The organism is Streptomyces xanthophaeus (assembly GCF_030440515.1).
Classification (GTDB): domain Bacteria; phylum Actinomycetota; class Actinomycetes; order Streptomycetales; family Streptomycetaceae; genus Streptomyces; species Streptomyces kutzneri.
Genome location: NZ_CP076543.1, coordinates 2197463 through 2221757, shown reverse-complemented (window position 1 = coordinate 2221757; position 24295 = coordinate 2197463). Strand labels below are relative to the sequence as shown.

Below are 24295 nucleotides of genomic sequence, written 5' to 3'. Positions count from 1 at the left end.
CCCCCGGAGCCGCCGACCGTTCGTGTTCCCCGAGAGGACAGTCCGTGACCGCTCAGCCCGCCCACCTGCCGGACGACGTGCTCCGGCGCGACCCCGCAGCCCCGTACGACGGAATTCTCGGCACGATCGGAGCCACCCCCCTCGTCGAGCTCCGCAAGGTCCACCCGCACTACCCGTTCCGCATCTTCGCCAAGATGGAGCGCTTCAACCCGGGCGGAAGCATCAAGGACCGTACGGCCCTCAGCATGCTGACCGGCCGGCTGCGCAGCGGGGAACTGGTGCCCGGCCGTTCGGTCGTCGTGGAGTCCAGCTCCGGCAACCTCGGCGTCGGACTCGCCCAGCTGTGCGCCTACTTCAACCTCCGCTTCATCTGCGTGGTCGACGCCCGCACCACCGAGCACAACCTGGCGATGCTCCGCGCCTTCCAGGCCGAGGTCGAGGTCGTGACCGACGCCGACACGCTGCCCGGCGAGGAGCTGCTGCCGGCCAGGCTGCGCCGGGTGCGCGAACTGGTGGCGCGGATCCCGCACGCGTACTGGCCCAACCAGTACGCCAACCCGCTCAACCCGGCGGCCCACCAGCACACCATGCGCGAGGTCGTCGACGCGCTCGACGGACGGGTGGACTACCTGTTCTGCGCCACCAGCACGGGCGGCACCCTCGGCGGCTGCGCCGCCTACGTACGCCGCCACGGACTGCAGACCGCCGTGATCGCGGTGGACGCCGAGGGCAGTGCCATCTTCGCGCCGCCCGTGGGGCCGCGGCTGCTGCCCGGACACGGCGCGTCCATCCGGCCCCCGCTGCTGGCCGAGGACCCCTCGCACCAGCTGGTGCGCGTTCCCGACCTCGACGCCGTCGCGGCCTGCCGCCGCCTCACCGCCCGGGAGGGGCTGCTGGCCGGAGGCTCCTCGGGCGCCGTCCTGGCCGCCCTCACCACCCTCGCCGACAGCATTCCGCCGGGCGCCAACTGCGTCCTCGTCTTCCCCGACGGGGGCGACCGCTACCTCGACACCATCTATTCCGACCACTGGGTGCGCCGCAACTTCGGTGACGTCTCGCACCTGTGGAAGGACGACAAGTCCCCAGGAGACATCGCAGCATGCTGATAATCCGTCATTCCGAGGTCCGGCAGATCCTCGACGGACACGAGCTGGAGCTCGTGGAACTGATCTCGGACGCCTACGCACGGCACGACGAGGGCCTTACCGCCCTGCCCCACTCCACGTTCCTGCGCTTCCCCGGCAACGACCGGGACCGGATCATCGGCCTGCCCGCCCACATCGGCGGCGAGCGGCCGGCCGCCGGAATCAAGTGGATCGCGTCCTTCCCGGCGAACATCCGCGAAGGCAAGGCCCGCGCCAGCGCCGCCATCATCACCAACTCGATGACGGACGGGCGCCCCACCGCCCTCATCGAGGGCTCGCTGATCTCCGCCCGCCGCACGGCGGCCTCCGCCGCGCTCGCCGCGCGCACCCTGCTTCCGGCGGGCCCCGTCGAGGGCGTGTCCCTGCTCGGGGGCGGCGTCATCAATACGGAGATCCTCCGCTTCCTGGTCGCCGTCCTGCCCGGGCTGCACACCGTCACCGTCTACGACCCCGACGCGGAGCGCGTGGCCCGCTTCGCCCGGCAGTGCGCCCTCATCGCGCCGGAATCGAAGATCGTCATCGCTCCCGGCAGCGCCGAGGCCCTGGCCGCCCACGACCTGGTCTCCCTCGCCACGAACGCGGGCGTGCCGCACCTGGAGGGCTCCGCGCTGCGGCCGGGCGCCCTGGTGCTGCACATCTCGCTGCGAGACCTGAGCGCCGAGACCGTCCTGGCCGCCCAGAACGTGGTCGACGACGTGGACCACGTGTGCCGGGAACGCACCTCCCTGGACCTGGCCCAGCAGATCGCCGGGAACCGCGACTTCGTCGACGCCACCCTCGGCGGTCTGCTGCGCGGGGCGGCGACGCTGCACCGCGACCCCGAACGCCTGCTGGTCTTCTCCCCGTTCGGGCTCGGCGTACTGGACCTGGCCGTCGCCGAACACGTACGCCGCGTCGCCGCCGAGCGCGGACTCGGAGTGTCCGTCGCGGACTTCCTTCCCGCCGCGGACGCCTGAGCCCCACCGAACCACCACCACCGAGAGAGCGAAGACAGACATGAGCGAGCAGGGCAACGACGGGCGGATCCACCTGGTGGTCCGCAACGACGAGGAGCAGTACTCGATCTGGGCGGAGGGCCGTGAACTGCCCGCCGGCTGGACGGCCGAGGGCACGCGCGGCACCCGCGACGAGTGCCTGGCCCACATCGCCTGGGTGTGGAAGGACATGCGCCCGCTGAGCCTGCGCCTGCGCACCGCCGCGCGCGACGAGGCCGCGCAGGACGGCACCGCGCAGGACGGCACCGCACCGGACCCGGGCGAGCTCACCGCGGCAGCGGGGGCTCCCGGGCAGAGCGCCGCCGGCTGAGTACCAGGCCCCCCAGCAGACCATCCCAGAGGACCACTTTCATGAGCATGCGAACACGGCCTTCGCAGGTCGGAGTTCTGCCCGGTCTCATCACCGGGCAGGCGAAGCGCACCCCCTCGGAGACCGCCGTCGTGGCCGGTTCCGAGCGGCTCTCGTACGAGCAGCTGGAGCGCCGCGCCAACCGGCTCGCCCACCATCTGCGAGGACTCGGAGCCGGACCCGGCACGCCGGTCGGCGTCTGTCTGGAGCGCGGACCCGACCTGGTGGTGGTCCTGCTGGGGATCTGGCGCTCCGGTGCGGCGTACCTGCCGCTGGACCCGCAGCACCCGAAGGAAAGACTGCGCTGGATCATCGAGGACACCGGCGTCCCCCTGGTGCTCACCGAGGAGGGCACCGAGCACGTCGTCCGCGACACCGCGGCCCGCTCCGTACGGGTCGACAAGGCGCGGGCCGCCGCCGCCGGACTCCCGGCGACCGCGCCGCGGCCCGGACCCGAGCCCGGCGACGACGCGTACGTCATCTACACCTCCGGTTCCACGGGCCGGCCCAAGGGTGCGGTGGTCAGCCACGCGGGCATCGCCAACCGGGTGCTGTGGACCGTACGCCGCCACGGCATCGGCCCCGGTGACCGGGTGCTCCAGAAGACCCCGGCCGGCTTCGACGCGGCCGGCTGGGAGTTCTTCGCCCCGCTCGTCTCGGGCGCCACCGTCGTGCTCGCCCCGCCGGGGGCCGAGCGCGACCCCGCCGCGCTGGTCCTGGCGGTGGCCGACAGCCGCGCGACCGTCCTCCAAGGGGTTCCCTCGGTACTGCGGCTGCTCGCGGACGAGCCCGGCTGGGCCCGGTGCACCTCCCTGCGGCTGGTCTTCTCGGCCGGCGAACCGCTGTACGCCGAGGTCGCGCAGCGGCTGCTCGCACCGCTGGCGCCCGGGGCCGAGCTGTGGAACACCTACGGCCCGACCGAGTGCGCGATCGACGTCACCGCCCACCGCTTCGACCGCGCCCAGAGCACCGGCCCCGTACCCATCGGAAGGCCCATCGACGGCATGCGCACCCTGGTCCTGGACGCCACCGGGGAGCCGGTGCCGCTGGGGGTCCCGGGGGAGCTGTACGCGGGCGGGCCCGGCGTGGCCCGCGGCTACCCGGGCCGCCCCGACCTCACCGCCGAGCGGTTCGTCCCCGACCCGTTCGGACCCGCCGGCGGCCGCCTCTACCGCACCGGCGACCGGGTGCGCTGGCGCTCCGACGGTGTCCTGGAGTACCTCGGCCGTCTCGACGACCAGGTCAAGGTCCGCGGTGTGCGGATCGAGCCGGGTGAGGTGGAGAGCGCGCTCGCCGGGCACCCCGAGATCCGCGGCGCCGCCGTCGCCGCCTACGACGACGCCGCCGGAGTGCGCCGGCTCGCCGCCTACGTGGTGGCCGGAACCGGGCTGCCGGCCGCCGAACTGCGCGGCTACCTGCGGGCCCGGCTGCCCGACTACCTGGTCCCCTCGGTGTTCGTCGACGTCCCCGAACTGCCGCTGACCAGCAGCGGCAAGGTCGATCGCGCCGCGCTGCCCGCGCCGTCGGCCGCGGCCCCGGCGGCCGAGGAGGACGAGCTGTACGCGGCCCCGCGCACCGCGGAGGAGCGTACGGTCGCCCGGGTCTGGAGCGAACTGCTCGGCGTCGAACGCATAGGCCTGCACGACGACTTCTTCCAGCGCGGCGGCTACTCGCTGCTGCTGAGCAAGCTCTCGGGCCTGCTGCGCGCGGCGACGGGCCGGCACATCCCGCTGGGCGAACTGCTCGCCACCCCCACCGTCGCAGGCCAGGCCAAGCTGCTCGCCGACCACCAGGAGGACGCCGAGCCCGTCCGCCGGGTCTCCCGCGACGGCCTGCTCCCGCTGTCCCCGGCCCAGCAGCGGCTCTGGCTGCTGGAGCGGATGAACCCGGGCAGCCCCGAGTACGTGGTGCCGCTGTTCCTCGACGTCGCGGCGGGCACCGGGCAGGACGTGGTGCGGCGCGCCCTGCGGTTCCTGGCCGTCCGGCACGAGGTGCTGCGTACCCGCTACGCGACGGCGACCGGAGAGCCCTACCAGGTCATCGACGCGGAGCCGGTCGTGGAACTCGCCGTCGCCCCGTCCCCGGCGGCCGGTGCCGAAGGCCCCGACGACGCGCGGGAACGCGTCGGCGCCCTCGCCGAGGCCGAGATCGCCCGCGGCTTCGACCTGGAACGCGGGCCCGTCTGGCGGGCCTTGCTGCTCCCCGGCTCCGCCGGATCCGACGGCCTTCTGTTGTTGACGATGCACCACATCGCATGCGACGGATGGTCCTCGGCCATCCTCGAACGGGAGTTCCGGGCCGTCTGCGCCGCCCTGCGGGAGGGCGACGAGCCGCGGCTGCCGCCCCTCGCCCTGCAGTACGCCGACCACGCCGTCTGGCAGCACGGCCGGCTGGACGGCGAGGCCCTGGCCCGTGAGGCCGCCCACTGGCGCAACGTGCTGCACGGCAGCACGCCGCTGGAGCTGCCCCTCGACCGCCCCCGGCCGCCGGTGCGCGACGCGCGGGGCGCCCTGGTGACCTTCACCGTGCCCGGCCCGCTCGGGCAGGCCGTCACGGAGGCCGGCCGGCAGCAGGGGGCCACGCCCTACATGACCCTGCTCACCGTCTTCGCCACCCTGCTGGCCCGGCACACCGGACAGTGGGACATACCGGTCGGCGCACCCGTGGCCGGCCGGCTCCGGCCCGAGACCGAGGACGTCGTCGGCTGCTTCGTCAACACCCTCGTGCTGCGCTGCGACCTGACCGGCGACCCCGGCTTCGAGGAGGCACTGCGCCGGGTACGGGCCACCGCCCTGGACGCCTTCGCCCACCAGGAGCTGCCCTTCGAGCAGCTGGTGGAGCTGGTCCAGCCCGAGCGCGACCTGTCCAGGACCCCGCTCTACCAGGTGATGTTCGACCTGCACGACGAAGGCCTGTCCGCCGCCGCGGCCGACGGGGACTCCGCCGAGATGCTGGGCCGCAGCTGGCGCACGGCCAAGGCCGACCTGATGCTGGTGCTGCACCGGCAGGCCGACGGCTCCCTGACCGCCGCCCTTGAGTACGCCACCTCCCTCTTCGAACGCGCGACCGTCGAGCGGCTCGCCGAACAGTTCCTGGAGCTGCTGGGCTCCGTCGCCGCCGATCCGGCCACCGCCCTGTCGGCGCTCGACCTGCTGTCCGCGCAGGAACGCGACCGGCTGCTCGCGGACTGCCGGGGCACCGCCGTCGAACGCTGGTGGAGCTGTGTGCACGAGCTCTTCGAGGTCCAGGTGCGCACGACCCCCGGCGCGATCGCGGTCACGGCCGGCGGCACCTCCGGGCGGCCCCCGCAGGAGCTGACCTACGCCGAACTCAATGCGCGGGCCAACCAGTACGCGCACCAGCTGCACGCCATGGGAGTCACCCCGGAGTCGGTGGTCGGCGTGCTCCTCGACCGCACCCCGGACCTCGTCGCCTGCCTGCTCGGCGTGTGGAAGGCAGGGGCGGCGTACCTGCCGCTCAACACCGACTTCCCGGCCGACCGGTCGGGCTACATGCTCCAGGACTCCGGCGTGGGCGTGGCCGTCGTGGGACAGGCCCACCTCGGCCGGCTGGCCGGTGTGTACGAGGGAGCCGTCCTCGTACCGGACGCCGGGGACGGCGCGGGCGAGCTCGCGGCCCGCCCCGTCGCCGACCCGCCCCGGCTCACCACCCCCGACCACCTCGCGTACACGATCTACACCTCCGGCTCCACCGGCCGGCCCAAGGGCGTCAAGATCGAGCACCGGGCCCTGGCCAACCTGCTGTTCGCGCTGCGCGACGAGCTCGGCTCGCGGCCGGGCGACTCCTGGCTGGCCCTGACCGCGACCTCCTTCGACATCTCCGGACTGGAACTGCACCTTCCGCTGATCAGCGGCGGCCGGATCGTGCTCGCCGAGGCGGGACTGGCCCGCGACGGCGCGGCCGTCGCCGAACTGGTCGGCGCGCACGGGGTCACCCACGTCCAGGCCACTCCGTCGGGCTGGCGGCTCCTCCTCCAGGCGGGCTTCGCCCACCCGGAGATCACGGCCCTGGTCGGGGGCGAGGCACTGCCCGTACAGCTGGCCCGCGAGCTGCGCGCCCGGGTGGGACGGCTCGCCAACGTCTACGGGCCGACCGAGACGACGATCTGGTCCATGATCTGGGAGGTGCCGCCGGAGCCCGACCGCGTCGCCATCGGACGGCCCCTGCAGAACACGACCACGTACGTCCTCGACGAATGGCTCTCACCGGTACCGCCCGGGGTCCCGAGCGAGCTCTACATCGGCGGCACCGGACTGGCCCGCGGCTACCGCAACCAGCCCGACCGCACGGCGGAACGGTTCGTTCCCGACCCGTTCTCCGACGTCCCCGGGGCCCGCCTCTACCGCACCGGGGACATCGCCCGGATGCTGCCCGACGGCGTCGTCGAGTACGTCGACCGGGCCGACAACCAGGTCAAGATCCGCGGCCACCGCATCGAACCCGACGAGATCGCGGCCGTCCTGCGCGAGCACCCGGGAACGGCCGACGCCGTGGTGGTCGCCCGGCGCACACCCGGCGGGGAGCCCTGGCTGGCCGCGTACTGGGTGGCCGGCGAGGCCCTGCCCGGCCGGACCGCTCCGGACGCCGGCGAACTCGCCGCGCACTGCCGCGAGCGGCTCCCCGAGTACATGGTGCCGCGGGCCTTCGTCCCGCTGCCCGCCCTGCCGCTGAACCCCAGCGGCAAGGTCGACCGGCAGGCGCTGCCGGACCCCGGCCCCGCCACGGAACCGGACCCCGCCGCCGGCCGGACACCGCCCGAGGGCCCCGCACAGGAGGCCATGGCCGCCCTGTGGTGCGAACTGCTCGCCACCGAGGGCGTGGGCTCCGCAGACAACTTCTTCCAACTGGGCGGGACTTCGCTGCTCGCCGCACGTCTGGTGGCTTCGGTCCACGAGACGTTCGGCGTGACGCTGCCGCTGCGCGCCGTCTTCGAACAGCCGACCGTCGCCGGACTGGCAGCCCTGGTCGAGGACGAGATCCGGGCCGAGATCGCCGCGCTCGACGACACCGAGCTGACCGCCGAGATCGCGGACACCGCCGCCGCCCATGCCCCGCAGATCATGAACGAGGAGCACAAGAGATGACCACTGGTGCAATCCGCAAGGCAGGCCGCGCGGGCGAACCGCCGCGCGGGACGACAGACGGCGAGGCGCTGCGCGCCGAGCTGCTGCGCCGGCGCCTCGCCGGCCGCGGCCCGCGATCCGGCTCCGCCCCGGCCGCCCTGCCGCTCGCCGACCGCACCGCCCCACTGGCGCTCTCCTACGGACAGCAGCAGATGTGGTTCCTGAACCGGCTCGCGCCGGAGAGCCCCGAGTACCTGATGCCGCTCGCACTGCGCCTGCGCGGCCCGCTGGACACCGCGGCCCTGCGCGCCGCGCTCACCGCCCTGGTGGCACGCCACGAGGTGCTGCGCACCCGCTACCTGCTGGACGGCCGCAACCCGGTCCAGGTGATCGACCCGGCGGGGGAGCTGGAGTCCCCGGTCTTCGAGAGCGTCGACCTGTCCGCGCTGCCCGCCGGCGGCCGGGAGGAGGCCGCCGCCGCGCTCGTCGAGCGGGAGTCCCTGACGGGCTTCGACCTGGAGGCGCACGCCCCGCTGCGGGTCCGTGCGGTCCGCCTCACCGAGGACGACCACCTGCTGCTGGTGGTCTTCCACCACATCGTCGGCGACGACCGTTCCACCGAGGTGTTCACCACCGAACTCGTCGAGCTCTACCGGGCCGGGGTCACCGGTACGGCTCCCGCTCTCGCCCCGCTCCCCGTGCAGTACGCCGACTACGCGGCCTGGCAGCGCGGCCGCGCCGAGGGTGAGGCCCAGGCCGCCTCCCTCGCGTACTGGCGCGGCCGGCTCGCCGGCCTGGAACCGCTGGACCTGCCCACCGACCGGCCCCGGCCGCCCGTCCGCGACCACCGCGGCGCGGTGGTCCCGCTGACCGTCCCGGCGGCGCTGGCCGCCGGCCTGCGCGGACTCGCCCAGGACCACGGCACCACACCGTTCGTCGTCTTCCTGACGGCGTTCCAGGCCCTGCTGTCCCGGTACACCGGACGCACCGACATAGCCGTCGGAACCCCGGTCGCCGATCGCACCAGGCCCGAAGTCCGGGACCTGATCGGCTACTTGGTGGACACCGTGGTGCTGCGCGCCACCTGGGAGGGAGACCCGGCCTTCGCGGAGCTGCTGGCCGGGAACCGGAGCACCGTGCTGGACGCCCTCAGCCACCGCGAGGTGCCCTTCGCCCGCCTGGTCGACGAGCTCCAGCCGGAGCGCGACCTGTCCCGTACGCCGCTGTTCCAGGCCGCGTTCGCGCTGCACGCCGCCCCGGACACCGCCCTCACCCTGCCCGGCATCGAGATCGAGCACGTCGACACGCCGTGGAAGGTCGCCAAGTTCGACCTCTCCCTCCAGCTGCAGGAACGGGCCGACGGCTCCCTGCGCGGCGCCGTCGAGTACGCCACCGCCCTCTTCGACCGGGCCACCGCCGAGCGTTTCGCCGAGCGCCTCACCCGGCTGCTCGGGGAGATCGCGGCCGCGCCCGGCACCCGCGTCTCCCGGCTCACCCTGATCGGTGACGCGGAGCGGGCGCTGCTGGAGGCCGGGGGCGTCGACCCGCAGATCCTCGGACCCGACACCGACACCGGCACCGGCACCGACACCGCCACCGAGACCGCGACCGACGAGACCGGGGGCCCGCAGCCCGCCTGCCTGCACGAGCTGTTCGCGTGGCAGGCCGCGGCGACCCCCGACGCGGTCGCCGTGACCCACGCGGGCCGCAGCCTGACCTACGCCGAACTCGACCGGAAGGCCAACCGCGTCGCCCACCTGCTGCGCGAGCACGGCGCCCGCGCCGGCAGTCTCGTCGGCGTCTGCCTCGGCCGTGACGAGGAACTGGTCGCCACGCTGATCGGCGTCCTCAAGTCCGGTGCCGCCTACCTGCCGCTGGACCCCTCGCATCCGGCCGAGCGCCTCGCCCTGGTGCTCGCCGAGGCCGAAGCCGGGCTCGTCGTCACCGACACCGCGCACGCGGCGAGCCTCCCAGCCGGCGCCGACGCCCCGCGCCTCCTGCTCCTGGACACCGGGCCCGTACGCACCGCCCTCGCGGCGGCTCCCGCGACGGCGCCCGCCACCGAGGTCACCGCCGACGACCTGATCTACGTCATCTACACCTCGGGCTCCACCGGCAAGCCCAAGGGCGTCTGCCTCACCCACGCGAACGTCGCACGGCTCTTCACCTCCTCGCAGCGGCTGTTCGGCTTCGGCCCGCAGGACGTGTGGACCCTCTTCCACTCCTACGCGTTCGACTTCTCGGTGTGGGAGCTGTGGGGGCCGCTGCTGTTCGGCGGCCGGCTCGTCGTCGTGCCCTTCGACGTCTCCCGCTCCCCGGACGAGTTCCTCGGCCTGCTGGCCGACGAAGGGGTGACGGTCCTCAACCAGACCCCCTCCGCCTTCCGCTCGCTGGTCGACGCCGCGCGCCGCAACGACCCCCGCCTCGACCGGATCGCCCTGCGCACCGTCGTCTTCGGCGGCGAGAAGCTCGACCCGGGCGAACTCGCCCCGTGGTTCCGGCGGTTCGGATCCGGCGGCCCCGACCTGGTCAACATGTACGGGATCACCGAGACCACGGTCCACGTCACCCACCACCGCATCGAACCCGCCGAGGCCACCGCCGCAGCCCCGAGCGCCGTCGGCCGCCCGCTGGACGACCTGCGCTGCCACGTCCTGGACCGGTACGGCGAGCTCTCCCCGGTCGGCGTCCCCGGCGAGATCCACGTCGGCGGCGCCGGTCTCGCCCGCGGATACCTCGGCCGCCCCGACATCACGGCCGAGCGTTTCGTCCCCGACCCGTACGGGCCCCCCGGCGCCCGCCTCTACCGCACCGGCGACCTGGCCCGCGTCGGCGAGGACGGCCGCCTCGAATACCTGGGCCGCATCGACACCCAGGTCAAGATCCGCGGCTACCGCATCGAGCTGGACGAGATCGGGTCGGTCCTGGGCGCCCTGCCCGCAGTCCGCGAGGCCGTCGTGGTCGCCCGCGAGGACACACCCGGAACCAAGGAACTCGTGGCGTACGTGGTGCCCTCGCCGGATCGGCCCGAACGGGCCCAGCCGCCCGTCCTGCGCGAGGCGCTCTCCGCCGTCCTGCCCTCCTACATGGTCCCCGCCGCCTTCGTACTGCTCCCCGGCCTGCCCCTGACCACCAGCGGCAAGCTGGACGCGCGGGCCCTGCCCGCCCCCGACCGGGCGGCCGACCGGGCGGGCCGTACCTACACCCCGCCCGCCACCGTCACCGAACAGCGGATCGCCGCCGCCTGGCAGCAGGTGCTGCGGGTGGACCGGGTCGGCACGGACGACAACTTCTTCGACCTGGGCGGCGATTCCATCCGGGCCGTGGCGATGGTCGGCGCGCTGCGCGCCGAGGGCCTCGACCTCTCCGTCCGCGACGTCTTCGACCTGCGCACCGTGGCCAGGCTCGCCGCGGCCGCCGCCGGCCGCACGGCCGGTGTCGTGGACGAACGCTCCGTGGAACCGTTCGCCCTGCTCCCTGCGGCCGACGCGGGCAAACTCCCGGACGACGTCGAGGACGCGTACCCGCTGTCGCAGGTGCAGGCCGGAATGGTCTTCGAGATGCTCAGCAGCGCCGAGAGCACCTACCACAACGTGACCTCCTTCCGGATCCGCGACGACCGGCCGTTCGACCCGTCCGCCCTGCGCGCGGCCGCCGCCGAGGTCGTGGCGCGGCACGAGGTGCTCCGTACCTCCATCGCCCTGGCCGACTACAGCGAGCCCCTGCAGCTGGTGCACCGCAGCGCCCTCATGCGGGTCGGCTGGGAGGACCTGCGGGAGCTGGCCGCCGAGGCCCAGGACACCGCCGTACGGGCCTTCCTCGACAAGGAGCGGGCGGACCTCTTCGACCTCGGGCAGGCGCCGCTCCTGCGGGTGTTCGCCCATGTCTGCGGCGACGGCGACTGGCGCATCGCGGTGACGGAGTGCCACGCCATCCTGGAGGGCTGGAGCTACCACTCCCTGCTGATGGAGCTGCTGGACCACTACCGGCGGTTCCGTGACGGCTCCGCACCCGAGCCCTTCGAGAAGCCCGACGTCCGCTACGCCGACTACGTCGCGGCCGAGCAGGGCGCGCTGGCCTCGGCCGAGGACGCGGACTACTGGCGGGCGGCGGTGGAGGGGTCCACCAAGTTCGAGCTGCCCGCCGGCTGGGGAGACCGTGACACCGCCCGGCAGTCGTACCGGGTACCGGTGCCCTTCCACGACCTGGAGGCGCCGCTGCGCGAGCTGGCCGCCGACGCCGGCGTACCGCTGAAGAGCGTGCTGCACGCCGCGCACCTGAAGGTGATGAGCATGCTCGCCGGTGAGCGTGCCTTCTTCACCGGCCTGGTCTGCGACACCCGGCCCGAGCGGCTCGGCGCCGAGCGCGTCTACGGCATGTACCTCAACACCGTGCCGTTCGCGTTCCGGCTGACCGCGGACACCTGGCGCGAGCTGGTGCAGGACGTCTTCGGCCGCGAGGTGGAGCTGTGGCCGCACCGGCGCTTCCCGCTCTCGGCCATGCAGGGACGGTTCGCGGACGGCCGCCGGCTCGTGGACGTCTTCTTCAACTACCTCGACTTCCACATGGTCGACCTCGAACTCGTCGACTACGCGATGAGCGTCGACGACAGCCCCAACGAGTTCCCCCTCTCGGTGGCCACCCAGCTCGGCCACCTGGTGATCACGACGGACACGCACATGCTCAGCCGGGTCAACGGCGAGCGCGTCGGCGCCATGTACCGCGCCGTCCTGGAGTCCATGGCGGCGGGCCCGGACGGCGACGCCCGCCTCACCCTGCTGCCCCCGGGCGAACGGGAGCGGCTCGTCGACGAGTGGAACGACACCGCCGAGCCCCGCCTGGTGGCCTGCGTCCAGGAACTCTTCGAGAAGCAGGCGCGCGACACCCCGGACGCGATCGCCGTCACCCACGGCGACACCCGCTGGACGTACGCCGAACTCGACGCCGCCGCCAACCGGTACGCCCACGTGCTGCGCGAGCGCGGGATCGGACCGGAGAAACTGGTCGGCGTCCTCCTGGACCGCGGCCCCGAACTCGTCGCCTGCCTCCTCGGGGTGTGGAAGGCCGGCGGCGCCTACGTCCCGCTCGACCCGACCTATCCGGCGGACCGGCTCGGCTACATGCTCGCCGACGCCGGGGCCGGCGTCGTCGTGACCGAGAACCGCTACGCGGACCTGCTCACCGCCGTCCACCCGGCCCGGTACCTGCTCGTGGACGGCGACCGGGACCTCATCGAAGCAGCCCCCGCCACCGCGCCGGCGGCCGGCGCGGACGTCGACAACCTCGCCTACATCATCTACACCTCCGGCTCGACCGGCCGCCCCAAGGGCGTGCTCGTCCCGCACCGCGGACTGGTCAACTACCTGTGGTGGTGCGTCGAGGGCTACGCGGCGGACGGCACCGGCGGAGCCCCGCTGTTCTCCTCGATCGCCTTCGACATGGTCGTCCCCAACCTCTACACCCCGCTGATCATGGGCGAGCGCGTCCACCTGCTCCCCGAGGACTTCGGCGTCGAGAACCTCGGCCGCCTGCTCTCCGAGGCGGCCCCCTACCGGTTCATCAAGATGACCCCGGGCCACCTCGACCTGCTGGCCGACCAGCTGACCGCCGAACAGGCCCGGTCGCTGGCCCCGCTGCTCGCCGTCGGCGCCGACGCCTTCCCCAGCCGTACCCTGGCCCGCTGGCAGGCCATCGGCGGCAGCACCGTGCTCCTCAACGAGTACGGCCCCACCGAGATCTCGGTGGCCAACTGCACCTACACCATCGAGGGCAGCCAGGACGGGGAGCTGATCCCGATCGGCCGGCCCATCCCCAACACCACCATGTACGTCCTGGACGAGGACTACCAGCCGGTCCCCGTCGGGGCCCTCGGCGAGCTCTACATCGGCGGCGACGGCGTCGCCCGCGGGTACGCCAACCTCCCGGAGAAGACCGCCGAGCGGTTCGTGCCCGACCCGTTCGGCGCCAAGGGAGCCCGCCTCTACCGCACCGGCGACCTGTGCCGCGTCCTGCCCGACGGCAACGTCGACTTCCTCGACCGCGCGGACCACCAGGTCAAGATCCGCGGCTACCGCGTCGAACCCGGCGAGATCCAGACGGTGCTCACCCGCCACACCGGGATTCGCGACGCCCTGGTGCTGCCGCACGAGCTGCCGGGCGGCGACAAGCAGCTCATGGCGTACTGCGTGCCCGAGGGCGACGCTCTGCCCGCCCGCCAGGAGCTCGCCGACCACTGCCGCCGGGACCTGCCCGACTACATGGTTCCGGCGCTGTTCGTCGCCCTCGACCGGATCCCCCTCAACCAGAACGGCAAGGTGCACCGCAAGGCCCTCCCGGCCCCCGACCTCGGCGCCCTCGCCGAGGAGCAGCCGTACACGGCCCCGCGCACGCCCGCCGAGGAGGTGCTGTGCACCATCTGGAGCGAGGTGCTGGGCATCGGACGCGTCGGCGTGCACCACGACTTCTTCCAGCTCGGCGGGTACTCCCTGCTGCTGCTGAGAGCCGTGGCCAGGGCCCGTGCCCAAGGCCTCGACGTGACGGCCAAGGACATGCTGGAATGCCGTACCGTCGCCACCCTGGCGGCCCGCGCGGAGCCCTCCGGGAGGAGCCCCCGGCGCTCGCTCGCCTGGCTGAGCACCGACGGCGGGGGAGAGCCCCTGATCTGCGTGCACCCCGTGGGGGGCAGCGCCCACTGGTACCTGCCGCTCGCCGGGCACCTCGCCGGAGTCCGCCCCGTCGCCGCCTTCGAGGCGGAGGCCGGCCCGGCCACCGTGCCCGAGCTCGCCGCCCGCTACGTACGCGAGCTGACACAGGCCCGCCCGCACGGCCCGCACCACCTCGTCGCCTGGTCCTCCGGCGCGGCCATCGCCTGGGAGATGGCCCGGCAGCTGACCGGGCCCGGCGGGCCCGCCCCCGCGCTCACCCTCACGCTCATCGACCCGGCCGCCGACGGAGCCGAGCGGTCCGTGGAGGACGGGTACCTCGACCGCGTCGCGGAACTGCTCACGACCCGCACGGAGGAAGGCGACCGGGAACTCGCCGCCCTGCTGGCCACGGCCGGCATCGAGACCGGAGCCGAAGGCATCGGCGCGGTCGCCGACGGCCTCACCGACCGCCTGACGGTCTGGCAGCAGCTGCACACGGCGACGTCCGCCTACACCTACGCCCCGCTGACCGGCCCCGTCGCCCTGGTGATCACGGACGAGGCCGCCTCCGGCCGCCACACCGTGACCGCCGGCCGGAGCTACCCGGACTATCTCGGCGGATGGCGGGCACTCGCCCCCGCCGGACTGACGGTGCACCGGGTCGCCGGCGACCACCGAAGCGTCCTCGACGGCGCCCACGCGGGCGCGCTGGCCGTCCTGCTGGGGGAGGGAGCCCGATGAACCACAACCGTCCGGCACCGGTGGTCAACGGCCCCCGGCTGCTCCAGGACCTGGCCGAGCTGGCCACCTTCGGCGGCCGGGAGGACGGCGGCGTGGACCGGGTCGCCGGGTCCGCCGCGGACCTGGAATCCCGCGTCTGGCTCGCCAAACGCATCGAGCAGGCGGGCCTGCAGGCGCGCACCGACGACATAGGCAACGTCTTCGGACGGCGCGCCTCGGGGACCGGACCCTGGCTGCTGGCCGGTTCCCACACCGACACCGTGCCCGCCGCGGGCCGGCTCGACGGCGCGTACGGCGTGATCGCGGCGCTGGAAGTGCTGCGGACCCTGCACGAGGCCGGCCACCCGGCCGCCGACCACCTGGAGATCGTCAGCTTCTGGGACGAGGAGGGCGCCTCGCCCACCTCCCAGGGAGGCCTGGCCGGTTCGTCGGCCCTGTGCGAGGACCCGCACGTCCAGGAGCTCTTCGCCTACCTGGAGCTGCACATCGAGCAGGGCCCCCGGATGGAACAGAGCGGCCTGCACCTCGCCGCCGTCGAAGGCATCGTGGGCGTGCAGCGGCACACCGTCACCGTCCACGGGATCGCCAACCACGGCGGCACCACACCGATGGACGCCCGGGCGGACGCCGGGCGGGTCGTCTCCCAGAGCGCCGCGCGGATCGTCGAACTCGCCGCGGCATGCGACCCCACGATGATCACCAACGTCGGCTGCGTCGAGTTCCTGCCCGGCGCACCGAACGTGGTGCCGGGCGAGGCACGCATGGTGGTGGAGTTCCGTGCCGCCTCCGAGGAGTCCCTGAACCGCGCCGCGGAAGGCCTCTCCGCACTCGTCCTGGACAACGCGGCCCGGGAGAAGTGCACCGCGGAGATCGTACGGACGTCCCGCAAGCCCGTCTCCCGCTTCGACCCCGTGCTGTGCGACCTGGTGGCCGATTCCCTGGAGCCCGTCCACCCGGCGACCGGCCGGATGTTCAGCTACGCCGGCCACGACGCCAGCGCGATGAACTCCCGCGTGCCCACCGCCATGCTCTTCGTCCCCAGCACCGGCGGAATCAGCCACTCACCCGCCGAACACACCCCGGAAGCCCAACTCGTGCAAGGGGCCCAGGCCCTGCTCCAGACCGTCGTGAGGGCCCAGACCCTGCGCCCCGCCTCCCGTGTCGCCCTCCGGCCCTAAGGACCTCTGATCCATGGAACGCACCACCCGCAGTCTCATATCCCTCGACGACCTGACCGACGCCGAGCTGTACCGGCTCGTCGACCGGGCCGCCGCGTTCTCCGCCCTCGGCCGCGCCGTCCGGGCGCGGTCCCTGACGGGGAAGGTCGTGGGCATCTGGTTCAACAAGACGTCCACCCGCACCCGTACGGCCTTCTCCGCCGGTGCGCTGCGCCTCGGCGCCCAGATCGTCACGTACGGCCCCGGTGACCTCCAGCTCAACACGGGCGAGACCGTCGCCGACACCGGCCGGGTGCTGTCGCGGATGCTCGACGCCGTGGTCGCCCGTACCGCGGGCGACCCGGCGGAGCTGCGTGAACTCGCCGCTCCCGGAACCATGTCGGTGATCAATGCGATGACCGCCGACGAGCACCCCACCCAGGCGATCACCGACCTCGCCACCCTCAAGCGGCAGTTCGGCCGCACCGAGGACCTGCGGATCGTCTACGTGGGCGAGGGCAACAACACCGCCGCGGCCCTCGCGCTCGCCCTCACCCGCTTCCCCGGCACGTCCCTGGAACTGCGCACCCCGCCCGGTTACGGACTGCCCGGGGACGTCCTGCGGCGGGCGGCGGCGCACGCCGCGCGCAGCGGCGCCTCCGTGTCCGAGGCGCACCACATGGACGATCTGCCGCACGACGCCGACGTGCTGTACACCACGCGCTGGCAGACCACCGGAACCAGCAAGCCCGACCCTGGCTGGCGCGAGGTCTTCGCGCCGTTCCAGGTCACCGAGCGGCTGTGGCGGCGCAGCCCCAAGGCGGTGTTCCTGCACGACCTGCCCGCCCACCGGGGCGAGGAGGTCACCGCGGAGGTGCTCGACGGACCCGCGAGCATCGCCTTCGACCAGGCCGAGAACAAGATGCACGGCGCCATGGCGGTCCTGGAGTGGTGCCTGGGCGAGAGCGGCGAGGCCGGCGACGGCACGGCGGAGGCTTCGGACCGATGACCCTTCTGGAGAAGTCCCGGCCCGAGTCGCCGGATGCCAAGGTCCCACCGCTGCGCCGCAACCGGGACTTCCTCCTGTTGTGGGCCGGGGCCGGCGCGTCCTTCCTCGGCTCCCGGGTGAGCCTGATCGCCTATCCGCTGCTGGTGGTCTGGCTGACCGGGTCCGCCCGGGACGCCGGCCTGGTGGGGGCCGCGGCCAACCTGCCGTACCTGATCGCCCAGCTCCCCGCCGGTGCGCTCGTCGACCGGTGGGACCGGCGCAAGCTGATGATCGCCTGCGACGCCGGCCGGATCCTGGCCATCGGCACGGTGGCGGCCGCGGTCTTCCTGGACCGCGTGTACATCCCCCACCTGGTCGTGGTGGCCTTCCTGGAGAGCACGCTCACGATCGCGTACCGGCTGGCCGAGCGTGCCGCCGTACGTCATGTCGTGGCCCCGGCCCAGCTGCCGGCGGCGCTGGCCCAGAACGAGGCCCGGGAGCGGGCGGCCGGCCTGCTGGGCCAGCCGGTGGGCGCGCTCCTCTTCAGCCTGGTCCGCTGGTCGCCGTTCCTGTTCACGGCGGTCGCCCACCTCCTCTCCCTCGTCATGCTCCTGCTGGTCCGCAAGCCCTTCCAGGGGGAGCGGGCCCCGCGGACCGGCAACCTGTACCAGGAGGTCCGGGAGGGCATCGTCTTCGTGTGGCGCCAGCGCTTCATGAGGGCGGCGGCCGGCCTGATCGCGGGCAGCAACATGCTGTTCCAGGCACTGAGCCTGGCGCTGATCGTCATCGTGAAGGAACAGGGCGGCACCGGCGCCACCGTGGCCCTGATCCTCGTGGTCTCCGGCGTCGGCGGCGGGCTCGGCGCGCTGAGCGCGTCCTGGCTGATGCGCCGGCTCAGCGTGCCGGCTCTGGTCATCGCCTCGAACGTGGCCTGGGCCCTGCTGATGCCGGCCGTGGCCCTGGTCGACGGCCCGGTCGCGCTCGGCGCGCTGTTCGCCGCCATGGGCTTCGCCGGAGCCCTGTGGAACGTGGCCGCCGCCGTCTACCAGATGGAGATCACGCCGGAACACATGATCGGCCGGGTGACCAGCGTGGCGACGCTGGTGGCCTTCGGCACGCTGCCCCTCGGCTCGCTCCTGGCGGGTTTCCTGCTGGAGTCGCTGGGCACGCGGACCACGGTCCTCACGCTCTCCGCCGGCATGGCCGTACTGGCGGTCGCGGCGATCGCGAGTCCGTCGATCCGCAAGGCCGCCCACGACACCGCGTAGCCTCCGCCGGCGTACGGGGGCGGCACGGAGCCGGAAGGCCGGCGGAGCACCCTGCTCCGCCGGCCTTCCGGCTTCATCGGACCGGCAGGCCGCCCGGGGCCCGGTTCCATCGCATCCGGGACCAGGGGAGCGCGAGTTCGGCCCGGGCCGTGACCTGGCGCGGGGCCAGGGAGTCGACGGGAGCGGCCTCGCCGTGGCGGGCGTACACGCTGTCCACGTACCGGTGGCCGGTGTCCGCGGCGAGGAACACGACCGTGCGTTCCGGGGCACGGGAGCGTTCCCAGCGGGCGGCGAGGTAGCCGGCCCCGGTGGACAGGCCGGCGAAGACCGCGTGCCGCCGCAACAGATCGACGCTGCCGGCCAGCGCGGCGTCGAAGGAGATCCAGTGGAGCGTGTCGTAGGACGTGTGGCTGACGTTCCCGAAGGGGATGGAGCTGCCGATGCCGGCGATGATGATCTCGGGGTCGGCGACGTGCTCGGCGCCGAAGGTGACGCTCCCGAAGGGCTGCACACCGACGAGTTCGACGTCGGGGGAGTCCTCCCGGAGGTAGCGGGCGAGGGCCCCGGTGGAGGCGCCCGAGCCGACCCCGCCGACCAGGGTCAGGGAGCCCCCGCCCGTCGACCGCCGGATCCGCTCGGCCACCGCCCGGTAGCCCAGGTAGTGGACGTCGTCGTGGTACTGCCGCATCCAGTGGTACTCGGGGTGCTCCGCGAGGATCTCGTGGATGCGCTCGACCCGCCGCTTCTGGTCCAGCTTCAGGTCGTCGCAGGGCTCCATCCGCTCCAGCGTCGCCCCGAGCACGGCCAGTTGGACGCACAGCGTGCGATCGACGGTCGTCGAGCCGACGATGTGACAGCGCATCCCGTGGCGGTGGCAGGCCAGCGCGAGGGCGTACGCGTAGATCCCGCTGGAGCTGTCCAGCAGGGTGTCCCCGCGCCGCACCACCCCCGTGTCGAGCAGGTGGCGGACCGCCGCGAGGGCGGAGACCACCTTCATGCACTCAAAGCGCAGGCAGACGAGCCGGTCGTCGAGGCGTATCAGGTCGGGCCGGCCGATGGCCTCCGCGATGTGCTGGTCCACTCGGGAACTCCTTGGTCGTCGGGACGGGCGGGACGGTCGGGGTGGGCGGGAAGGTCGTGAAGACGCGGGTTGCGGCGATGCCGTCGCTCTCCAGGGCCCGTACACACCCGCGGACCCGGTGGCGCAGGCCCGGGGCCGCCGGGTCCAGGAGCAGACCGGCCACCGCACCGCTGTGCGCGATCTGGATCCCCAGCGCCCCGAGCCGCCGGCCGATGCCGACGAGGGTGTCGAACTCCGGGTGACGCAGGACCTGCTGGCCCCGCCGCGCGCTGGCGCTCGCGACCTGGCCCAGCAGGGCCGCATCGCCCGTGGCCACGGCCCGCCGCAGCAGGGCGCGCAGCCGCTCGAAGGCGCGTACGTCGCTCTCGCCGTACGCAGGGACCGGCAGGGCGAGGGTGTCCACGGGGGCGCCCCCGCCCAGGGCGCAGCCCACGACCACGAGGGGCGGCAGGCAGGGGCCGAGGGCCTCCAGCACCCGCCCCTCGCGCTGGGCGAAGAGCACCGGGCGGGCGTCGAGCATCAGCGGGTCGCAGGCCAGTTCGGCGCGCACCGCCAGCCGGGCGACGGTGCCGGGCGCCAGCCGCACCCCGTAGGAGTCCGCGACCGCGCGGACGACGGCGATGACATCACTGGTGGAGCTGCCCATGCCGAGGCCCACCGGGATGTCGCCGGTGATCCGCAACTCCCCTCCGCAGGGCGGCTCCCGGCGCAGCGGCGCGCATTCCCCGACGGTGAGGGCCGCCGCGCGGGCGGCCTTCGTACGGTCGCCGGGCACGACGGTGAGCTGCTCCGGCGGGGTACCGGGACGCCGGGTGAACTCGGCCCGGCTGCCCATCCCGGTCATCGGCAGGGTGACCAGGCCGGCGCACCGGCGCCCGGCGGCGTCGAGGAAGACGCCCTGGAGGATCTCGCCGTGGTGACAGGAGGCGTGCCCGGTGCCGCGGAGCGAGGTGGGCGCGGTCACGGCCGCCCCGCCGTCCGGTAGCGGTACAGGATCGTCGGGTCGGAGCTGAACTGGGAGAAGGGGAACGGCTCCGCGGACAGGGCGGTCACCCCGGAGCCGAGGAAGGCCCTGGCCACCGCGCTGCCGCTCTGCGCGTAGACGACCAGCGGGATGCCCCGGGCGCGGCAGCGGTCGAGGACGGTGTCGAAGGAGCCGTTGCCGAGGGTCATGCCGGTGGCGACGACGGCGTCGGCACGCTCCAGCACCTCGTGCATGTCGGTGGTGACGGGATCGCCCCACTGGGTGGCCCTGAGGTTGAGGTCGCACGGCAGCGGTACGCCGCCCCGCTCGCGGATCGCCGCGACCAGCGGGTTCACCACGCCGATGAGGCCGACCCGGGCGCCCGCGCCGATGTCCAGCAGCCCCGCGATGGCCGCGTCGCGGGCCCGGGCGCGCACTTCGGGGGTGCCCGCGGGGAGGGTGACCGGCTCCGCTCCGGCGTCGCGGTGCGGACGCTGCGCGGCCAGGTACGCGTCGAGGGCGGCGATCCGCAGCGGGCGCGGAGCCTCGCGGAGCAGGACGTCGAGCGGGGCGCCCGAGGCGTCGCGGCAGACCGACGGGTCGATCTCGCCGGCCTCGAAGGCGCAGCCGCCGAAGGAGCCGCCGAGGCGCACCAGGACGTACTGGTTGAGGTAGGTGGTGTCGCCGCCGGCCAGCCGGGTGCCGTGGTGGATCCAGAACACGCTGGTCGCCACGAGTTCGCCGGGCAGCGGGCCGTGTTCACCGGCCAGTACGGCCGCGACGAGGGCGTCGACCGTCGGCGCGGGCGTGGATGCGGATGCGGATGCAGGTGCGGTGGTCGGGTGGCTCGTCATGACGTTCCTTGTCGCAGTACGGGAAGAGGTGCGGGTACGGGTACGGGCGCGGGCGTGGTGGCGCGCAGGGGGCCGCGGTAGGACACCGAGTGCCGCCCCAGCGCGTCGGTGGCCAGTTCGGCGTCGACCTCGAAGATCTGGGCGAGGCGCTCGGCCGTGAGGACGGCGGCGGGGCTGCCGGAGGCGACCAGGCGGCCCTGGTGCATGAGCAGGAGCCGGTCGCAGTGGCGGGCGGCCAGGGTGAGGTCGTGCAGTGCGACCAGCACCGTCTGACCGGTGCCGGCGAGCAGTTCCATCAGTTCCCACTGGTGCTTGACGTCCAGGTGGTTGGTGGGTTCGTCGAGGAGCAGACCGTACGGTTGCTGGGCGAGCGCGCGGGCGATGTGGGCGCGCTGCCGCTCGCCGCCCGACAGGCCCTTCCAGGAGCGCCCGGCGAGCGCGGTGAGACCGACGCGGTCCAGCGCGGCGGCGACCACCGCCCGGTCGGTGGCGTCCGGCCCGCGCAGGCGGTCGCGGAAGGGGGTCCGCCCCAGTCCCACGACGTCGGCGACGCGCAGGTCGGTGTCGAATCCGGAGTCCTGCTCCACGAAGGCGATGTGGCGCGCGATCCGGCGGGCGCTCCACGTCCGGATCGGCCGGCCGTCGTAGCGCACCGTGCCCGTGTCGGGCACGCGCAGCCCGGCCAGGCAGCGCAGCAGCGAGGACTTGCCGGAGCCGTTGGGGCCGAGCAGTCCGACCGTCTCGCCCGGCGCGATGTCCAGGCCGACCCCGCGGACGACGGGAGTGCCCGAGGCCGACCAGCTCAGGTCTTCGGCGGTGATCCTCACAACTCCCCCCGCCTGCGCAGGACGAGGAGGAACAGCGGTACGCCGAGCAGCGCGGTGATCACGCCGACCGGGATCTCGCGCGGTGCGAAGGCGACCCGCGCCAGGGCGTCGGTCCACACCAGGAACACCGCGCCCGCGAGCGCCGCGTGGGGGAGCAGCACCCGGTGCAGCGGACCGGCGAGCAGGCGCACCCCGTGCGGGACGATCAGCCCGACGAACCCGATGGCGCCGACGGTGGCCACGGCCACCGAGGTCAGCACGGCCGTCACCACGAGCAGCAGCATCCGGGTGCGCCTCACCCCGATCCCCAGCGAGGCGGCGGTGTCCGCGCCGAACGCGAGGCCGTCGAGGGCGTTCGCGCACAGCCAGGCGGCCGCCAGCCCCAGCGGGGTGACGAGCGCGCAGACCACGACGGCGTCCCAGCGGGCCGGGGCCATCGAGCCCAGCAGCCAGTGGGTGAGGGCGCGCGTGGTGTCGGCGTCGGCCGAGGCCATCAGGACGAGCGAGGTCAGGGCGGTGAAGAGCTGTCCGACGACCACTCCGGTGAGGACGATGCGGACGGAGTCCAGGCCCGTCCGGTGCAGCAGCGCCAGCAGCAGGCCGAAGGAGAGCAGGGCGCCGGCGAGGGCGCCGCCGGTGATCCCGAGGGTTCCGGCGGCCGGCCCGGACAGGGGCAGGACGGCCACGGCGACGGCCCCGGCCGAGGCCCCCGAGGACACGCCGAGCAGGTACGGGTCGGCCAAGGCGTTGCGGGTGACGGCCTGCAGCACGGTGCCGCAGACCGCCAGCGAGGCGCCGACCAGGGCCGCCATCAGGACCCGCGGCAGCCGCAGGTCCCAGACGAGCGAGTCCAGCAGCGGCGGCAGCGGTTCGGTGGCCAGGCCCAGCCGGGCCCCGACCACCCGGCCCAGGTCGGTCCATCCCACGTCGGCGCTGCCGATACGGGTGCCCGCCGCCACCGAGGCGACCAGGACGAGCACCCCGGCGAGGAACAGCCCCGCCCGGGCCGGTGCGCCGGACCGCCCGACCCGCGGCGGCGCGGACGGCGCGGACACCCGCACCTCACGGGAGGACGGCAGCAGCAGGTCCGCCGCCCCCGGGTCAGCGGACATGTCCGAGGTCCTTCATCCCCGCCGCCAGCAGCCCCAGGGCGTGCACGGAGCGGACGGAAGGGTCCAGTTCGATGCCCGGCACCTCGATGATCCTGTTCTCGCGGACCGCCGCCAGCTTGGAGACCACCGGGTCCCCGGCCATCGCGTCGCGCTTCTCGGCGGCGCTGTCGCCTGGCCGGCCGCGCTCGCTCAGATCGCCGATCACGATGAAGTCCGGGTCGCGCCGGGCGATTTCCTCCCAGGAGACCTCCGGCCAGTCCTCGGCCACGTCGTCGAAGGCGTTCTTCGCGCCGACGATCCGGCTCATCTCGCTGGGCAGGCCGGTCCGGCCGGCGACGTAGGGCATGCCGTTGAAGACCGAGTACAGGTAGACGACGGTGGGCTGCTTCCCGTCCCGGGCGGCGGCCCCGGCGGCGTTCTCACCGGCCCTGGCCACGGCGGCGCGCTGCTCCCGGGCGAGGCGGCCGGCCCGTTCCTCGCGGCCGAAGACCTTGCCGAGCTGCTCGTAGTCGGAGAAGAGCAGTTCGAAGGGTGTCTTTCCGGCCTCGTTCTGCTGCGGGCAGTCCACCGCGCTGACGAAGGTGGGGACCCCCAAGGCGGCCAGTTCCTCGCGGGTGCCGGCGCGGTCCTTCGTATAGAGGTCGGTGGAGGCGGCCACCACGAAGTCGGGCGTGGCGGCGCGCAGCTGCTCGCTGGTGGCGATCTTGGGGGCGATGACCGGGACCTCGGCATAGGCGTCCCGGTACTGAGCGGGGATCTTCGTCTTGAGGTTGGCGGTCCCGGCCATCCGGTCCTGGAGCCCCAGTTCCAGCAGGGTTTCGGTCGAGGTCTGGTCCAGGGCGACGGCGCGCTGCGGGGGCCGGTCGAAGGAGAACTGCCGCCCGCAGCTGCCGAGTGCCGCCGTCCGGGCGGCGGGTTCGCCCTGCGGCGCGTGGCCGCCGGTGGTGGTCGAGCAGCCCGTGGTGGCCAGGGCCAGGGCGAGTGCGAGGGGGATGCCGATCCGGGTGCGGTGGCGCATGGGGTCTCCGGTCTGGGATGAGCGTGGGCGTGGTCGTGCACCGGGCAGGAGTGCCGCGTTCGAAGGGT

The 24295-nt window shown here is 73.9% G+C and carries 14 protein-coding genes; 8 read left to right on the top strand and 6 right to left on the bottom strand.

All coding sequences use genetic code 11. The annotated features are described in order from the left end of the window. The first annotated feature begins 44 nt into the window (after nt 1–44). From sbnA to KO717_RS09305, 8 genes are read left to right on the top strand one after another with little or no spacing between them, the layout of a single operon-like run. Nucleotides 45–1106 (top strand): 2,3-diaminopropionate biosynthesis protein SbnA, encoded by a 1062-nt coding sequence (gene sbnA, locus KO717_RS09340; protein ID WP_437184485.1) that lies wholly within the window; start codon nt 45–47, stop codon nt 1104–1106. Beyond that, complete coding sequence (gene sbnB, locus KO717_RS09335) at nt 1100–2101, top strand: 2,3-diaminopropionate biosynthesis protein SbnB (protein WP_301365837.1); 1002 nt, start codon at nt 1100–1102, stop codon at nt 2099–2101. The genes sbnA and sbnB overlap by 7 nt, the downstream gene beginning before the upstream one ends. 40 nt (nt 2102–2141) lie before the next feature. Next, nucleotides 2142–2450: an MbtH family protein gene (locus KO717_RS09330; RefSeq protein WP_301365836.1), complete on the top strand. Its 309-nt coding sequence runs from the start codon at nt 2142–2144 to the stop codon at nt 2448–2450. A 41-nt stretch (nt 2451–2491) separates the two neighbouring features. Next, entirely contained in the window at nt 2492–7594 is a 5103-nt protein-coding gene (locus tag KO717_RS09325) for a non-ribosomal peptide synthetase (protein WP_301365834.1), read from the top strand. Next, nucleotides 7591–14958 (top strand): non-ribosomal peptide synthetase, encoded by a 7368-nt coding sequence (locus KO717_RS09320; RefSeq protein ID WP_301365832.1) that lies wholly within the window; start codon nt 7591–7593, stop codon nt 14956–14958. Before KO717_RS09325 ends, KO717_RS09320 begins: the two co-directional genes overlap by 4 nt. Continuing rightward, nucleotides 14955–16136, top strand: a complete 1182-nt coding sequence (locus KO717_RS09315) for a M20/M25/M40 family metallo-hydrolase (RefSeq protein ID WP_301365830.1) — start codon at nt 14955–14957, stop codon at nt 16134–16136. The genes KO717_RS09320 and KO717_RS09315 overlap by 4 nt, the downstream gene beginning before the upstream one ends. A 13-nt stretch (nt 16137–16149) precedes the next feature. Continuing rightward, nucleotides 16150–17124 carry an ornithine carbamoyltransferase gene (locus tag KO717_RS09310; protein ID WP_301365828.1) on the top strand — a complete coding sequence of 325 codons (975 nt, stop codon included), beginning with the start codon at nt 16150–16152 and terminating at the stop codon, nt 17122–17124. Then, on the top strand, nt 17121–18371 hold the full coding sequence (locus tag KO717_RS09305) for an MFS transporter (RefSeq protein ID WP_301365826.1): 1251 nt from the start codon (nt 17121–17123) through the stop codon (nt 18369–18371). Before KO717_RS09310 ends, KO717_RS09305 begins: the two co-directional genes overlap by 4 nt. Nucleotides 18372–18444: 73 nt before the next feature. Here the strand turns inward: KO717_RS09305 and KO717_RS09300 are convergent, their stop codons facing one another. From KO717_RS09300 to KO717_RS09275, 6 genes are read right to left on the bottom strand one after another with little or no spacing between them, the layout of a single operon-like run. Then, nucleotides 18445–19452 carry a pyridoxal-phosphate dependent enzyme gene (locus tag KO717_RS09300; protein WP_301365825.1) on the bottom strand — a complete coding sequence of 336 codons (1008 nt, stop codon included), beginning with the start codon at nt 19450–19452 and terminating at the stop codon, nt 18445–18447. After that, nucleotides 19373–20416, bottom strand: coding sequence for a GHMP family kinase ATP-binding protein (locus KO717_RS09295; RefSeq protein WP_301365823.1), 1044 nt, complete (start codon nt 20414–20416; stop codon nt 19373–19375). Before KO717_RS09295 ends, KO717_RS09300 begins: the two co-directional genes overlap by 80 nt. Further along, nucleotides 20413–21270: a Rossmann-like domain-containing protein gene (locus KO717_RS09290; RefSeq protein WP_301365821.1), complete on the bottom strand. Its 858-nt coding sequence runs from the start codon at nt 21268–21270 to the stop codon at nt 20413–20415. The genes KO717_RS09295 and KO717_RS09290 overlap by 4 nt, the downstream gene beginning before the upstream one ends. Next, entirely contained in the window at nt 21267–22097 is an 831-nt protein-coding gene (locus KO717_RS09285) for an ABC transporter ATP-binding protein (RefSeq protein ID WP_301365820.1), read from the bottom strand. Before KO717_RS09285 ends, KO717_RS09290 begins: the two co-directional genes overlap by 4 nt. Next, the gene (locus KO717_RS09280; RefSeq protein WP_301365818.1) at nt 22094–23209 is read right to left on the bottom strand and encodes a FecCD family ABC transporter permease; all 1116 of its coding nucleotides are present in this window, start codon (nt 23207–23209) and stop codon (nt 22094–22096) included. Before KO717_RS09280 ends, KO717_RS09285 begins: the two co-directional genes overlap by 4 nt. After that, a complete protein-coding gene (locus tag KO717_RS09275) occupies nt 23199–24227 on the bottom strand; it encodes an ABC transporter substrate-binding protein (RefSeq protein WP_301365816.1) in 1029 nt (342 codons plus the stop codon). Before KO717_RS09275 ends, KO717_RS09280 begins: the two co-directional genes overlap by 11 nt. Nucleotides 24228–24295: the final 68 nt, after the last annotated feature.